Source organism: Shimia ponticola, assembly GCF_007995215.1.
GTDB classification, from domain to species: Bacteria; Pseudomonadota; Alphaproteobacteria; order Rhodobacterales; family Rhodobacteraceae; genus Shimia_B; species Shimia_B ponticola.
The window spans coordinates 273,714-289,667 of the sequence record NZ_VCDK01000005.1; the positions used below are offsets into that span (position 1 = coordinate 273,714).

The window sequence follows — 15,954 nt, forward strand, 5'->3', positions numbered from 1 at the left end:
TCCAACCTGCCCCTTCTATGTTTCACAAATACTCGCGCCGCAGGCATAGACCGACAGCCATCACGCTGAGCGGCGTCTCAGCGCCGGGCGCTATGACTTGGGCTTTAATCCCGCCGGATCACACCAGTCAAAGCCGCCGCGACAAGCGCGGTAACGACCCACCCCACGGCTTTCGCAAACCAGCGCAACCACCATCCGATCTGTCCAAGCGGAGACCGCGACGTTGACGGTGCCCAAGCGCCTTCTTGACCCAGATCGACAATTGGGATCAGCAGATCGGCGGCGTAGGAAAACGCATTAAACGTCTCAAAGTCCTGCCCCGCCTGTCCGGGCTGCGACCAGAACGCTGCCGGGTTGTCCGGGTGGCTTTCTGTTGCGGCAATCCAGTCACGGGAGATCAGGATAGGTGCAGCGTTTGGGGCCATGTCGCCTGCGTTCCACGTCTTTTGAAAGAACAGGCCCAGCGCCTCGATCAGTAGCAGCGACACCACCAAGGCACGCGCAGGCTTGTACCCATAGCCGATGGCCCCACGCAGGATCAGGTCGACCACCCATGCCAGTGCCAACCGCGCCGGATTGCGCAGCATCCGACGATCTTCCTCGCGCATCAATCGCTCTTTGCGCATGAGCACGGCTTGCGCATCCGTGCGGTGGCCCATGGCCGATAGCACCGCGGACAGCTGTTCGTACGGCTGAGCGGTGAATGGTGTGTCTTTCGGACGTCGCTCCAACCACGCCAACCGCGCCTTCAGAGACGTGGTCGTGTGCCGCGAGAAATCGGTATAGCGGAACCCGTCTAGCCGAATGGGATAGGTGGCCATTTCAGCGTCAGGTTCGTCCGCCAACCGTGCGACCGTCGCGCCTGCAAGGTTCACGACACCTCGGCTCACCGACAGGGCCTGAAGGTACACAAGTCCCCCAACCTGAGCGCGCGCAAAGCTCAGCGCGATGCCGCGCCCATGTTCTTCGGTTTCGCCAAAGACGCCGCCCAATAATGGGTCTTCCTTTGGCGCGATAGCGCAATGGCTGACAAACACGTCATGTGCCGCCCGAAGCGATGAAAAGAACATCGTGCCTTCGGTCACCAGCGTGGTTTCACCGTCAGAATAGGGATAGTTTCCCAGAAACAGGGACCCATCAATCGACAGTTGTGGTGCAAAGATTGCGTCTTGTCCTTCGGCGCGGATTTCGGCGTCGCAAATCTGGATGTCACCTTTGAACCGGGCCCCGGCAAGGCTGATTTCGCCAGCGACCTGTGTGCCCCCGCGCACAAAGAGGGACCCGTCAAATTCCGCCTGATCGGCCGACAACGACTTCATTTGCACATTGGTGAGGTAAAGCCCCCGCAATTTCGCATTCAACAGGCTTATCGACCCCGCCAGAACGCAGTTGCTCAGAGAAATGTCGCGTTCGATCTTCACGCCCTGCAAATCGAGGGTGCCGCTGATCCATGCCCCGCGCAGCCGCAGACCCTTGGCAAGTTTGGGTCCCTCAGGATCGAACAGAAGTGCCTTCAGGAAATCGCCACGGACCTCGGTTTCATCCGTCATGTCATGCGGCAAGGCCCCGTCCGATACCGACACCCTGATCCCTCCGTGAGACTCTTCGAGGATGCGCGTTTCGGCAGCGGTGTACGGTTCAAGATCGGACAATCGTAACATGCCCGGACGCTGGCACGGTCGACATGGCTCTGGCAAGGTTCCGTTCCGCCAAAGTGTCGCTGTCCAGCAACGCTTGTGCTTGCGCGGCGTCGGCCTTAGACCGCTTACACGCCAGTCGCCGACCCGCCTCTGACCATGGAGGCGGAACAGCCACCCGGGAGGACGCCATGCTGAAGAAAAAGTTCGACAAGACCAATCTGCCAAGCCGCCATGTGACCGAAGGTCCAGCGCGCGCACCGCATCGGTCGTATTTCTACGCGATGGGGTTGAGTGAAGAAGAAATTCACCAGCCGTTTGTTGGCGTCGCTACCTGCTGGAACGAAGCGGCCCCTTGTAACATCGCCCTGAACCGTCAGGCACAGGCTGTGAAGCTCGGCGTCAAGGCGGCCTCTGGCACACCGCGCGAGTTCACGACGATCACCGTGACAGACGGCATTGCCATGGGTCACGAGGGCATGCGGTCGTCGCTCGCCTCGCGCGAAGCGATTGCTGACACCGTGGAACTGACCATGCGCGGCCACTGCTATGACGCCATCGTGGGTCTGGCAGGCTGTGACAAATCCCTGCCTGGCATGATGATGGCGATGGTGCGTCTGAACGTGCCTTCGGTCTTTATCTATGGTGGTTCGATCCTTCCGGGTCGTTTGGATGGCAAGGACGTGACCGTTCAGGACGTGTTCGAAGCCGTGGGTCAGCACCAGGCAGGCAACATGTCGACCTGCGATCTGGAAAAACTGGAAAAGGTTGCCTGCCCATCGGCGGGTGCCTGCGGCGGTCAGTTCACGGCGAACACCATGGCCTGTGTGTCCGAGGCCATCGGCCTTGCATTGCCGAACTCATCAGGCGCGCCAGCACCCTATGAAAGCCGTGACGCCTATTCGATCGCGTCGGGCGAAGCGGTGATGAACCTGCTGGAAAAGAACATCCGCGCGCGCGATATCGTCACGCTGAAGTCGCTGGAAAACGCCGCCCGCGTCGTGGCCTGCACCGGCGGGTCGACCAATGCAGGTCTGCACCTGCCAGCGATTGCGCATGAGGCGGGTCTTGAGTTCTACCTCGATGACGTCTGCGAAATCTTCAAGGACACGCCATACTTTGTCGACCTGAAACCCGGCGGCAAATACGTGGCAAAAGACCTTTACGAAGCAGGTGGGGTGCCGGTCGTGATGAAGGAACTGCGCAAACAAGGCCTGATCCACGAAGACTGCATCACCGCCACCGGCAAAACCATCGGCGAAGAGATCGACCTGATCGAACGCGAAGCAGATGGCCGTGTCATCTATCCAGCTGCGACCCCGATCACTGAAACCGGTGGCGTCGTCGGACTGAAGGGCAACCTCGCCCCACAAGGAGCCATCGTAAAGGTTGCTGGCATGACCGAAGACCAACAGGTCTTCACCGGACCGGCGCGCGTCTTTGAATGCGAAGAGGACGCCTTTGAGGCCGTACAAAAGCGCGAATACAAAGAAGGCGAAGTCCTTGTGATACGCAACGAGGGCCCATCTGGTGGCCCGGGCATGCGCGAAATGCTGGCGACGACGGCAGCCCTGTCCGGTCAGGGCATGGGTAAAAAGGTGGCGCTGATCACCGATGGCCGTTTCTCGGGTGCCACACGTGGCTTCTGCGTGGGTCACGTTGGACCAGAGGCCGCCCATGGCGGACCGATTGCATTGCTGCAAAACGGCGACGTCATCACCATCGACGCGATCAAGGGTGAGATCAGCGTCGATTTGTCAGACGAAGAGCTGGCAAAGCGCAAAGAGGCTTGGGCAGGCCCGCGCGAGACGATTTATGCCTCGGGGGGCTTGTGGAAGTATGCGCAGTTGGTTGGTGAAACGTATAAGGGTGCCGTCACGCATCCGGGCGGTCAGGCAGAGGCGCATAGCTACCCCGATCTCTAAAGCCGTTCCCGGTCTTATTGTTGCGGGCCTCTTGGGGGCCTGCACACTGGAACAGCCCAACCTTTCAAGGTTGGGCGGCACTGGTGTTCTGACGCAAGAGGTCACTTTGAACTCGGGCCTCGCCGTCCGGGCTCCTTCGGGGTTTTGCATCGACACCCGCCGGACACGGCAATCAGCGCGCGGTGCCAGCGTTCTGATGGCAAGCTGCGCCAATCTTGGCGGACAGCCCGAAACCGGTGCCTTGAACAAGGCGCTCGTACTGGTGACTGCGGTCCCCGGCACGCATGGTGACCTCGTTGCCCTGCAACGCGAGATTCAGCGCGCACCGCAACGGTTGGGCCGAGGTCCAGAAGTAAATCTTCACGGCAGCGAGACCTCTCGCGTCGCGCTTTATGTCAATCTGACAGACGCCAATCCCGGACGCCCACCTGCCACGGACCCGCGCCACTGGAAGGCCGCTGTGGACGTGCGTGGCGCGGCGGTGATCGTGTCCGTCTTTGGGGCCGTTGGCGGCCCGTTGACCGGGCGTGCCGGAGAACAACTGATCCGCGACACCGTTCAAGCGTTGCTTGACGCCAATAGCGGGCAGGAACCCGAGCGTCCGGCGGCGGTTGCTGTTGCAACCACGCCTGCTTCATCCGAAAATACCCCAAGCAGGATCGGGGAACGGTTGCGCGGGATATTCCGGGCTGGCGATACGTCCTCGTAACCTGACGGCGCGATGGCCATGGCCATCGACGATCACCGGCAAAAGGGGCTGAGCGTAGGTGTGATTTCAAAGTTCCTCCATAAGAGGTCGCTGGCGCGATGGAGCCGCGCCGCACGTGGCGCCAAACGCGCGCCGTTGTCGCGGCTGCGGGCGACCGCCGAACAGGCCATGCAACTGCGCCACCATCTTGATGATGTGATCTTTCAGGCCGAAGAGCGCTTGGCGCTGCCACGGATCGGATCCAACGCGATCTTCAAGCCGCGCAATTCCGATTGGTCATGGCGTCCCGAGATCTGGAAAGGTCCGCTGCCACGGGTCGGCCTCGTGGCCGTTGACAGCCAAACACCGGTTGGCACGCAAGCGACCGTTTTCCATGACTGCAAGATTTCCGAGCTGACGACCAGGCAGGTGCGCAACCGCAGGGAAGAGGATCTTGCCCCCTACGGCCTGCGCATGGACGTGTTCCGATTTGATGGCTCGTTCCTGTCGCTCGCGATCAACCTGCCTGACTCCGCTGTGAATGGTCTGAAAAAGCGGCACCTGATCCGTATGAATGCCATCGTGGAATTCGAGAAACCGCTGGAAATCTTCGCGCGTCTGAATCTGCGGCACGGACCGAATACAGAACAGGTCGTGCGCGAGTTGCCTCTGAACCAAGAGGATTGCTGGGTCGAGTTCGACCTTGCCTACACCAAACTGAACGAAAAGCGGGTCGAGCGGATGTGGGTCGACCTGATCTTTGAAGGACCTGAGATGAATCAGGTCATCCTGCGCGACGTGACCTTCTCGCGGTCGCCGCGCGCCGAGTTGTAAGGAAACCGCCATGGCAGAGATCGACAGCCCACTGACCGTGTCCAAGGCCCGCCTGCGCAATGGCATCTGGGAAGGCATGATCAACGGCGCCGGTAGCGACGCGCCCAACGTCAGCGTCACCCATCTGGATCAGCCAATGGAAGACGTATCGCTGACCCGGACCGAGGAAGATGGTCAATGGCGCTTGTCGGTGCCTGTGCCCTCTGATCTTCTGTCGGACGGTGTACAGACCTTTCTGATCTTGGATCAGGACACCGGCTCACGGTTGGCCAGCTTTGCAATCGCCGCAGGATCACCCCTGTCCGAAGACCTGCGAGCAGAAGTCGATCTTTTGCGCGCTGAACTGGACATGCTCAAACGCGCCTTTCGGCGTCATTGCGTGGAAACGGCCACGTAAGACCACCTTGGGCTGCAACCCGACCCGATGATGGCCGTCGCGTGTCCTAATGTGACGGCTTTAAGGCGCGATATCCGCTGATGTGATCAGTCATGGGCGCTGGTAGGGCTTGTTTCCTTGGCGGAAACGAGCCGCGTCGGCAAATCTTGGAAAATCGCCCAGTTTGTCTCTCAGCCACAAACAGACACCCGAATTATCCAATTATTGTTCTCCCCCCGTCCCATTTGGGCCGAAATCCGCCGTCACATTCAGTGCCAAGTTAGATTGGTTTGATGAGGTAGTTATGGACCGGATGACTGAGATGGAGGCGTTCGCCACGGTCGTGGATCAGGGTGGATTCACCGACGCCGCCAAGAAGATGGGCATATCCAAGTCGGCAGTGTCCAAACACGTTTCCTCACTTGAGGCGCGGCTGGGGGCCCGGCTGTTGAACCGGACCACACGCCGTGTCAGCCCGACCGAAATTGGCTTGGCCTATTACGACCGCGCCAGACGCGTTCTGAACGACGCGGGTGAGGCAGATGCGCTTGTCACATCTATGCAATCGGCTCCGTCTGGTCTTTTGCGGATCAGCGTCGCGACGGATTTTGGTGTGAACCACCTAAGCCCCGTGCTCGGTGACTTCCTGCTCGAATTCCCCGACATCACGGTGAACATGGTTCTCAACAACCGCTACGTGGAGTTGATTTCTGAAGGCTTCGACATGGCGGTTCGGATCGGTGAACTGGAAGACAGCACGCTGCGCGCCCGCAAGCTGAGCGAGACGACGAAACGCATGATCGCATCGCCGGAATACTTTGAACGCTACGGCCGCCCGGAGAAGATCGACGATCTGAACGAGCACAAACTGCTTCACTATTCCAACGCCTCGAACGGCTCGGTCTGGAAGCTGACCGCCCCGTCGGGTGAAAAACGCCAGGTTCGCACCGCAGGGTGGCTGACAGTAAATGACGGGCAATCCTTGTTGAACGCCGCGATCAGCGGGCTGGGCATCGCCTATTTGCCGTCTTTCCTTTACGCAGAAGCGCTGGAGCAGGGGCTGGTTGAGGTCGCGATCCCCGATCTTCCGGGCGAGACCCAAGGCATTTACGCCGTCTATCCACCGGGCCGCTTTACGCAGCCCAAGGTGCGCGCGTTCATTGACTTCCTCGTGCATGCATTCGCCGAGAAAGGTCCCGACACCTGGTAATCCCAGGCGAAGAGACCATGAGAACGGCGCGGTTCCTCCTCCGCGCCGTTTTTCAGTGCCGCAGTTCCACAGTCACGCGAGAGGATTGGCCAGCACCATCCACGATGGCCAGCGTCCGAAAACCCAGTCCGGTCAAAGGCAAAAGCGCCGAACGATCCCGTGTCCTTAGCACAGGCACGCCGTCCGCCAGCCACGTGAACGGCGGCTGACCGTCGCGGACCTTTGCCGGAACGTCTCCGTCCAACGACAAAACCGCGCCATCCGGCGGGAATACAAGGTCCAGCTTTGGTCCATCGCTTACCCCGCCAAAGCGTTGCAGATGTGTGGGCAGCTTGGCGTTTGTCACGATCAAGGTCTCCGGCGGCGGTGGGGCCAGAGGCTCACGCTGCATGACTCCGAAAACCTCAAAAAGCATCGGAGCCGCCAAGGTTCCGCCAAACGCACCCGGAACGGCTGTTCCATCGGGTCGTCCGATCCAGACGCCCACAACATGTCTGCCATCGTAACCCACCGCCCAAGCATCGCGGTGGCCATAGGATGTGCCGGTTTTGTAGGCGATGTCGTCACCCGCATATCCGGACGGGGCAGGCAAATCATCCAAGGCCTTCGTCACCTGCCACACCGCAGAGCGCGACAGGATCTGCGGGGTGTCCTGCCCTGTCTCGGACCAATGCAGCGGCATCACCGTGCCGCCCCGCCCCAGCATACCGTAGAGCCGCACCAGATCTTCGAGCGTCGTCCCAACACCGCCGAGCGCAAGCGCCAAACCCGGCGCACCGGCAGCCTTTGGTTCCAATCCCGCTGCGCGAAGCTTAGCCATGAGCCGCGCCGGACCGAGCGCTTCGGTTAGGCTGACGACTGGCAGGTTCAGCGACAGTTGAAGCGCCTCGCGGGCCGCGATGTCACCTCGGAACTGACCGTCGAAATTTTGTGGCGCATAGCCATCGAAATCCAGTGGGCGGTCGCTCAGGATCGTTTCGGGATGGGCAAGACCCTGATCAAAGGCCATCGCGTAAACCAGCGGCTTCAATGTCGATCCGGGGGAACGCAAGCGCGTGCTCAGGTCCAGAAATCCGCCATTCTCATGTGTGAAACCTGCTGATCCCAGATGCGCCCGCATCGCGCCCGTCTGATGGTCGGCCACCACAATGGCAAAAGCCAGGTTATCCCCCAGACGATGCCGCCAATCTTCTGCGCGGCGCGTCAGCGCGATCTGCAAATTGGCGTCGAGCGTGGTTTCAATCAGCGCAGCATCAGGCATTGCCGCCTGCGCACGATCTGACAGATGCGGCGCAAGCTGTGGCATGGTCGTGCGCACTAGACGACGGGCCAGCCCGGTATCCGCCTCATCCGGCAACGTGCCATGACCCTTCAACACCGCCTGCACATGCGCAGCAGCAGCCAAGGCAGCTTCAGGGTTGCGATCCGGGCGGCGCGCTTCCGGGGCCTGCGGCAACGCGATCAGAACGGCAATTTCTGCAGGTGTCAGGCGGCGAGGGTCCTTGCCCAGATAAAGTCGCGACGCAGCACGGATGCCTTCGACATTCCCGCCATAAGGCGCACGGTGCAGGTATTGCGTCAGGATCTGCTCTTTGCTCAGCCGCTGTTCCAGCGCCAATGCGACCCGAACCTGACGAAGCTTGCCCTTGATGGAACCGGTCCCGCTATCCTCAAGCAATCGCGCCACCTGCATGGTCAGGGTCGATCCACCTGACACAATCCGCCCGGCGCGCAGGCTTTGCCACGCCGCCCGCACCATGGCGCGCGGGTCAACGCCGGAGTGCGTCCAGAATCGCTTGTCCTCGTATCGGATCAGCCCCTCGACAAAGGCAGGGTCCACGCCGTCCAGAGACGCCGCCATGCGCCAGCGCCCATCCTCGACCGGATAGGCGCGCAAGAGTTGGCCGTCCTGCGCCACGACCTCGACCGAGGTGACGTAGGTCAGGTCCGGCAAATCAGCGCGTGCAACCCAGCCGCGAAACGCATCGGCGCCCAGCCCCGCGCAGAACAGACCCAGCGCAAGCGTAAAGTACGGCCAAGCCCGCATTAGCGGGAAATGTCCACACGGCCCGCATCGGTCCACGCGCGATAGCGGGGACGGTACATGTCCTCAACACTCGCCGCTGGATGATGGAAAGACCCCGGGCTCACCGCGCGGGCGATATAGGCAAGTTCAAACCGGCTATCGCTGCGCCAATCCACGGCGGCAAGGAAGCGATCACTGCGGAATTCGGTGGATTCAGGCCGGGCGGTCTGAAGCCAATCCAGACCGCTCAGATCACCACTGCGGATCAGGTTCGGATTGTCGATTTCGATCCCCGCTGGCAGGGCATCATTGACCATCAATCGTGCACCGCGATCCCCGAATGGCGTCACACGCAGGACCGTCACAAAGCGTTCTCCAACCGTCAAACCTTGCAGAGTGCGCGGCTGGCCCTCCATCGTAAAATAAAGCCGCTCAATCGCGTAGCCGTCACCACCCGCTGGTGAGGCCACGGTCGGCACACCGAATGTGGTCAACGTGACATCGGTGGAGTAGTCAGACAGGTTTTCGATCAAGCGCTTGCCGTCACCTTCGTAGGTAGCAAGCATCGGCCCAACCATAGGCGCACCGTCGATTGCAATCTGTCCTCCTGGCATCGCATTGATCATTGCGTTTGCAGCCAACAGCGACCAAGCCGCCTCTTGCGTGGAGACCCTTTCACCCGGCTGGCTGATCGCGCGCGCCAGCGTTTCTCGGTCGATCAGCGTCGTGCCGCTTTCGACAGCAAGCGTCAGGACGGCTGCCGCATCACGCCGGTTGGTGCCGTAATCCGATCGCCAAACCGGGTCTTCCTCACCAAACCGTATCGCCATGTCCCGCGCAGCGAGGCCAAACATCCGGTCCGCCCGCGTTTGATCCCCATAAGAGGCCAGCGCAGCCCCCAATTGCGCCTTGGCCAGCGGTCCCGTGAACGCGTCTGCCTTCACATCTGCATAATAGCGCAGGTCGCCGGTCGCGGCCGCGCCTTCGCGCGCCAGCACAAACAGCGCATAGGCCAGATCCTGACCCCCGCTGTCGAAATCCGGCGCGGCGTTCACGCGATTGCGCAGGTTGTCCAACGCTGATTGCCGCGCACGGTCCGGCACTGTGTAGCCCAAGCCATGCGCCCGGGTCAGGAAGTCTGTCACATAGGCGTCCAGCCAAAGGTCACCTGATCCGACACCCCAAAGGCCGAATGAACCGTTCGACGACTGGCGCGCCACAACGCGGGCAACGGTCTGCTCGATCCGTTCACTGACGGACCGCCCATCGCCCAACTGCATGGCCGAGGACACGGCATCAAAATACAAAAGCGGCATGGCCACAGACGTCATCTGCTCGGTACAGCCATAAGGATACCGATCCAGCGCCTCTAACAGCCCCGGCGCATCGAAGCGCGCGAGTGGACCAAAAGACGTGGTCGCCCGTGCGGATCCCGGCTGAAACCCAGCCAGAACCGTATCATCCAGCGTCAACGTCGCTCCCGGCTCCAGCGCAAAGCGCCGCGTGACCACCTGCTCGGGGTCATTTGCCCGAATGCCCAGCGCCAGCGTCTTGGTCAGGCTTTCGCCGCCCGGCGTGGTCAATCGGATCAACAGGCTTCCATCACCGACTTCGCCCGCTGTCATTGCCACGGGCACGCGCACTTGCTCGTCCTGCGCCAAATCCAAACCGGACGGGAACGCGCCAAGTGCTACGCCATCGGCTACGATATCAAGGCTGACGCGACCGACCGGTCCCTCGACATGGGTCAAATCAAGGAGCATCTCAGCCTGATCACCGGGTGCAAGGAAACGCGGCAAAGACGCCGCGAGCACGACTGGGTCTCGGACGATAAACTCGGCTTCGGCTTGTCCAACACCGGTATCAGACCACGCAACCGCCATCAGGCGCAGGGTGCCGTTGAACTCTGGCAGGTCCAGCGTAACCTCTGCCAACCCATCGACAACTGTCACCGGTCCCTGAAAAAACGCGACAACCTCTTCGGTGGGCGGGGGCGAGGCCATATCAAGCCCAAATAGTGCATCCCCGCCAGACCGGACAACGCCCGTTGCCCCGTTCAGCCCGTCAATCAACCGCCCGTAGAGGTCACGCATTTCGACACCAAGGCGATGCTGACCAAAGTAATGCGCGGACGGATCAGGCGACTGAAAGTTGGTGATGTTCAGAACACCCACGTCAACAGCAGCGAGTGTGACATAGGCGGTGTCGTCATTGCTCACGCCATCCACTGCGATGCCAATGTCCAGAGGACCACGCGGATTGGCTGTCTCGGGCACATCTAATGCCACTGCCAATTGCTTGGTGCCCGGATCGACCGATGCGTAATCCAACCCGAGTGCCCGATGCGGATTGCGCCCTGCGGCCACATCCATGGGACGCAGCAACGTTGCAGCAACATAGGCACCGCTGCCCCAATCGTCGGTCACCGAAACGTCGGTAAGGGTCTCACCCGCCGCAATCTGAATGACGTCACGCGACAAAACGCGGTTCGACAGCACCTCTATCACCGCAAGCCCGGCATCCCGTGCATTGATCCGCAGTTGCGCTGTATCACCCACCGCGTAGCTGTCTGCACTCAGGCTGACCTGCAAAGTGTCTGGCGTGTCGGACGTCTCTGCCGGGGCGTACCACCCCGCATAGAATGCCATGGACGATGCGGTATAGGTGCCGCCATCGGCCTCAACGATAAGTTCATACCGACCCCAGTCCACTGGCGCGCTGATCTGTATGGGATCAGCACCGGTCAGAACCTCCCCGGTCGCAATCCGCGTGCGGCGCGTTACCGGTTCCCAATTCCAATCGCCATAGAGTTGATACCACTGATAGCGCGTCTCGATACGGTTCAGGGTCCATGTCACGGCACGCTGGGTTGGCTGCAGGTCGGGCGACAAGGCCACCAATTGGAACGCGGCCTCGGTTCCCTCTGGCACGACGCCGTCAAAGGCGGGTTTGATGCCAATCACATCGCCCCAAGGTGCGACAGGTCGCGTCACGCGGCGTTCGACCGGGCGCGCCGACCCTTCTGACATCCGCACGGCGACCTCGGCGGTGAAGGGACGGGGGTCACCTTCAGCGGTTGGCACGCGAATTGCCTGTGTCAGCGCGCCATCCGCGCCAGTTTGCGCCGCGCGCAGGATCGACACACGTTCGGGTCGGAACGGATCATCATGGCGACCGAAACGATAACCGGAAAACCCTTCCACTTCGGACGCGGCACGCAAAATGATCTCACCCTCAATCGGAAGGTTCGCGGCGGGCGCACCGAACAGGTACTGTCCTTCGACCGTCAGGTCGGCCTGCTGCCCGGCAGTCAACTGCTCTGGAAGGTCCAGTTCGAAATCGATGCGCTCGGGCACGAAATCTTCGACCAGAACCTGCGTTGTCTGCAACGGCGGCGCGTCCGGATCGCCATAAACCGCGACTTCCCACGTGCCACGCGGCACCGTCGTCGCCAGAGGGAAAGACATCACATGCCCGCCCGCCAAAGCCGTCATCGACACCCGGCTTTGATAGGTTACACCGTCAGGTCGCTTCAGATGTGCCGTGATCGGCAGATCGTTCAGCGCCTGTGCGCGCCCGTCGCGAGCCAGAACAGTTGTGTGGATCGTTTCGCCCGCGCGGTAGGCACCGCGATCGGTCGTCAGGAACACGTCCACCGCACCCGCAGGCGCACGCCCTTCGACGCCCCGGTCCGACAGATCAAAAGCTGCGTCCTGTAGCGACAGAAAGGCGAAATCATCGTCGGAGCGCACGGTGACCAGTGCGGCGGCATTCCCGCCCTGCCCATTGATCAAACCTGGCGCAAAACGGGCGATACCGTCACCATCCGTTTCAGCCTCAGCCAAGACAGTGTTCGACCGGGAAATCAGAGTCACCGTCGCGCCGCTCAGCGCCGACGTATCGGCAAGACTGCGCGCCTCGACCGTCAGACCATCGGCACCGGACAGGCTGCGCAATCCAAAATCCGTCACGACGAACCACTGTGTCGCCGGTGATTGCTGAAACCTGTCGACACCGGGGATGGAGGCTTGCAAAGCGTAGATACCGGGCGGCTGATCCGCCAAGGCCTCTGCCATTGGCAGACGCGTTGTCACATCGCGGTTCAACTCTTCGCCCACCGTTCCGGTCCCGGTCCAGACTTCGACGGCCAGATCGGTGTCAAAGCGTTGCAGGTCCCAAGTTGAGAGCGGCCGACCAAACAGCCCTTCCTGTCGGACACGCAAAAGATTGCGGTCCGATAGGCGCTTCAGGCTCAACTCCACCTCGCGGGTGTTGACGCTCACAACCGGGATGGCAGCAAGGTCGGTTTTCGGAAGAACGAATGCGCGCCCCGGAAACCGCACGGCAGCGGTTCGGTCGCGGACATAGAGCGTCTGCTGCACGGATTTATGCAGTGCCTCGCCAGAGGAAGCAGGTAGGCCCTCTCGGAATGTGAGCGCGTAACGCGCGCCATGGCTTACGCCCGTCACGCAAACCTGGCTTCCCTCTGCGGTCACGGCCAGACGCGCATCCGGAAGCGCAACGAACGGGGTGTAGTCGACGCCCTTGGCGACCTGTTCAGAGAAAACCGCGCAGATGCGGGGTTCGGCGCTGTCGCTTTCCACCTGCGTGTCCACGACGCGGAACCCATATTTACCGATAGCTGTATCCAGCGCGCGTGCTGTGTCCTCGCGTGGCTGAATTGACTGCGCCAGCCGCAAGGCCGGGATCATGTCACGACCGCGACGCGCGGCATCAAGGTACTCAGCCAAATCGCCGAGCGCCGTCGCTCGAGCTCCGGCAGATTCTGACCGCAAATAAGCGTTCGTCGCAGCAAGGACCGCACGATTTCGATATTCGCGCCGCTGCCCGCTTTCGACCCGCGCCTGCGAAGCATAGCGCGCGTAGTCCAGCCAAAGGTCCGCCCTGTCCTGCAGGCTAAGCGCCGCCCCGGTGAACCGCATCGCGTTCAGCGCATCACCGTCTGCCGCGCGGGTCTGAGCCGCGTTTAGTAGGATATCAAAGCTGTTCTCATTCGCCGCATGCCGACGGCCGATACTCGCGGCAAAACTGCGCGCGCGCGACAAATCTGTATCGCTCAGAAACGCCAACTCCGCCGCCCGCTGACGGCCACGGTCCTGCGCCGTCTGCGAGGTCCGAAACACCCGCGCGGAAATTGCGCCTTCATAGGCGGCGGGCTCGTTCGCGACGGTCTTTGGGAAGCAGGCATTGGAACGGCTGTTGAAGGTAAAGGCCGCACAACTCTGATCGCTTAGGCAGGCCGTGATGCAGGCGTCGAGCGACGTATCAAACAGACTGCGAATGTCCCCGCCGGGCAAATCCACGTTCCGCGTGATCGCATACCGCGCCTCGGGCACGGCATCCTGTGCCATGACCGGGGCCGCCACAAGCGCTGCCAACAGACCCAAAAGCCCAAGCAAAATCCGCCGCATACCAATTCCTCCCATCAATGGAGATGAGGGTCGCACGCGCACCATGAGTCGGGCAAGTCAGGGAAGCCGTTATGGGATAGCAGAGGCTCTCGTCGCGCGGGACGCGTAGAGCCGCATGTTGGGCAGTTCTTTGGTATGGTTGGACAGGCGTGCGCACAGGCGCAAATCTCATTACCGCTCTTAATTCGCGAAAACCGAGACTTCGATTGCAAGATGACATTCGAGGCTGCAACATCACCTCAAACCAACGGGGGGATGGTTGTATGATCAGAAGGCCAACTGAAACGATGCGACACGCTCTTGTGTGGCTGCTAACGACATTCCTTTTCGCAGGCACCCTATACGCCGAAGGTCTTTCGCTTGACGATCTTGAGGCGCGCGCTTCAAAGGCGCCCGACGAAATGTCGAGACTGCGGGATATTCTGTCGAACCCGGACCCAGACGCAGCGCTGCGTGCCTTGTCAATCGTGATGGAGGAGGGCTCCTTAGAGCAACAGCGCATCGCGCTGGAAGTCGGCGTAACAAGCACAAATCCAGCCATCCGTAGGACAGCAATTGAAGCATATCTGAATACAAAGCCTGCCGTCACATTCAGCTTCGACGGCAGCGCTCTTGGAACGAGCACATTCAGTTGGTTCAAGCAGTATTTCCAACGAACCGGATCAATGACGGCGGAAAAAATCGGCCAATACACCTATTCCGTCGGCGACTATCTTGAACAAAACAAATGCTGGTCTTGGGCAAACTGGCCCGAAAGCTGCATGTTCACAATCACAGACGAAAACGTAACTTTCTTCTTGCGTGGTGTCCCTGGCCCGGCTGTCTTGCACCCAGATGGTGTTGTCAAAGGCAGCGTAACAGTTCCAAACGCCGGTTCGGTCCCATTTTCATTCAAGGTCAGTCTGTAGACCGCTGAGGGTCGTTGTGCTTTCTTGGAAAGAGCGCGGCCAGAAACGGGATTGTCACAGAAAGCAGGAGCGAGAGCGCCAGCAAGCCCGAACTTGCGGCGGTGCGCTGAACCCAGTTGGGTTTGATCACCAGCGAAGTGTCGCGCCCGGCATAGGTCAACTCAAGTGCGCTGTGTGTTTCCTCTCCGAGCGCGACGATGTGAAAGCCTGCTTTGCCGGCATGGTCTGGCATGAAGGATGCAAAAGCCAAATTGGGTGTGGTTGCCTTTTCATCAGAACGGTCACTGTGGCTACATTTGCTCCACCAGTTTTCGATACAGACGATCCGCGCGCGGTCGCCTCTCCTTAGATCACCTTTGCGTATGATGTCCGGTGTTCCATCGAAGAAGCGGGTCATCAGTCCGCGTTCGAAAAAGGCATATGTCCCATCAAGAACGTAACCCGTCGCGCCGGGGCTTAGCTCCTGCCCGATGGACAACTCACCGGTGAAAGACAAGGCACCGTTTCGCAATGCGGCGGCGTGAGGGATACGAAGAACTGTTCCAGCAGGCCAATCCCTGCTTTCAGACCGCAGGATGATCGCAAGATCATCTTCAGACCAGAACACGGACAATTGCTGACCTTGCGCCCACCGTACCGGTCCGTCGAGCAGGCCAGCAAAGCTTTCACCATCCTTGCACGGGCTGGTCACAGGCGAATCCAAATCAAGACTAGGAATGCAAATTGCACCCTCGCTCAGGTCCCATCCAAACGGCTCGCCCAAGAGCGTGGCCTCGGCAGACAGAGTTCGGGCTTCCAACTGAACAGTTCTGGTTGGAGAGATAAGAATGAGAGCAATACAGATCAAAGAAACAATCAGGAGCGTGCGGCCCAGTGTGCCCAGCATTGATCCAGTTCTATTGGTCAGATGACGGCCCG

The 15,954-nt window shown here is 60.6% G+C and carries 10 protein-coding genes; 6 read left to right on the forward strand and 4 right to left on the reverse strand.

Annotated elements, in window-relative coordinates:
* Positions 1-104 precede the first annotated feature (104 nt).
* Positions 105-1,661, reverse strand: coding sequence for a hypothetical protein (locus FE702_RS11530; protein ID WP_147126455.1), 1,557 nt, complete (start codon positions 1,659-1,661; stop codon positions 105-107).
* A gap of 167 nt (positions 1,662-1,828) precedes the next feature.
* On the opposite strand from FE702_RS11530, the gene ilvD reads away from it, so the two are divergent.
* From ilvD to FE702_RS11555, 5 genes are all read left to right on the forward strand, one after another.
* The gene (ilvD, locus tag FE702_RS11535) at positions 1,829-3,562 is read left to right on the forward strand and encodes a dihydroxy-acid dehydratase (RefSeq protein ID WP_147126456.1); all 1,734 of its coding nucleotides are present in this window, start codon (positions 1,829-1,831) and stop codon (positions 3,560-3,562) included.
* A gap of 70 nt (positions 3,563-3,632) precedes the next feature.
* A complete protein-coding gene (locus FE702_RS11540) occupies positions 3,633-4,271 on the forward strand; it encodes a hypothetical protein (protein ID WP_186827065.1) in 639 nt (212 codons plus the stop codon).
* 18 nt (positions 4,272-4,289) lie between these two features.
* Entirely contained in the window at positions 4,290-5,084 is a 795-nt protein-coding gene (locus tag FE702_RS11545; protein WP_147126458.1) for a DUF6478 family protein, read from the forward strand.
* Between the two features lie 10 nt (positions 5,085-5,094).
* Complete coding sequence (locus FE702_RS11550; protein WP_147126459.1) at positions 5,095-5,481, forward strand: hypothetical protein; 387 nt, start codon at positions 5,095-5,097, stop codon at positions 5,479-5,481.
* A 283-nt stretch (positions 5,482-5,764) separates the two neighbouring features.
* On the forward strand, positions 5,765-6,670 hold the full coding sequence (locus tag FE702_RS11555; RefSeq protein WP_147126460.1) for a LysR family transcriptional regulator: 906 nt from the start codon (positions 5,765-5,767) through the stop codon (positions 6,668-6,670).
* Between the two features lie 52 nt (positions 6,671-6,722).
* Here the strand turns inward: FE702_RS11555 and pbpC are convergent, their stop codons facing one another.
* Both pbpC and FE702_RS11565 read right to left on the reverse strand, forming a co-directional pair.
* On the reverse strand, positions 6,723-8,717 hold the full coding sequence (gene pbpC, locus FE702_RS11560) for a penicillin-binding protein 1C (protein WP_147126461.1): 1,995 nt from the start codon (positions 8,715-8,717) through the stop codon (positions 6,723-6,725).
* A complete protein-coding gene (locus tag FE702_RS11565) occupies positions 8,717-14,128 on the reverse strand; it encodes an alpha-2-macroglobulin family protein (protein WP_147126462.1) in 5,412 nt (1,803 codons plus the stop codon). The genes pbpC and FE702_RS11565 overlap by 1 nt, the downstream gene beginning before the upstream one ends.
* Positions 14,129-14,415: 287 nt before the next feature.
* On the opposite strand from FE702_RS11565, the gene FE702_RS11570 reads away from it, so the two are divergent.
* Positions 14,416-15,036 carry a hypothetical protein gene (locus FE702_RS11570; protein WP_147126463.1) on the forward strand — a complete coding sequence of 207 codons (621 nt, stop codon included), beginning with the start codon at positions 14,416-14,418 and terminating at the stop codon, positions 15,034-15,036.
* Here FE702_RS11570 and FE702_RS11575 read toward each other — a convergent pair.
* A complete protein-coding gene (locus FE702_RS11575; protein WP_147126464.1) occupies positions 15,026-15,922 on the reverse strand; it encodes a hypothetical protein in 897 nt (298 codons plus the stop codon). The two genes, FE702_RS11570 and FE702_RS11575, sit on opposite strands and share 11 nt — an antisense overlap.
* Positions 15,923-15,954 lie beyond the last annotated feature (32 nt).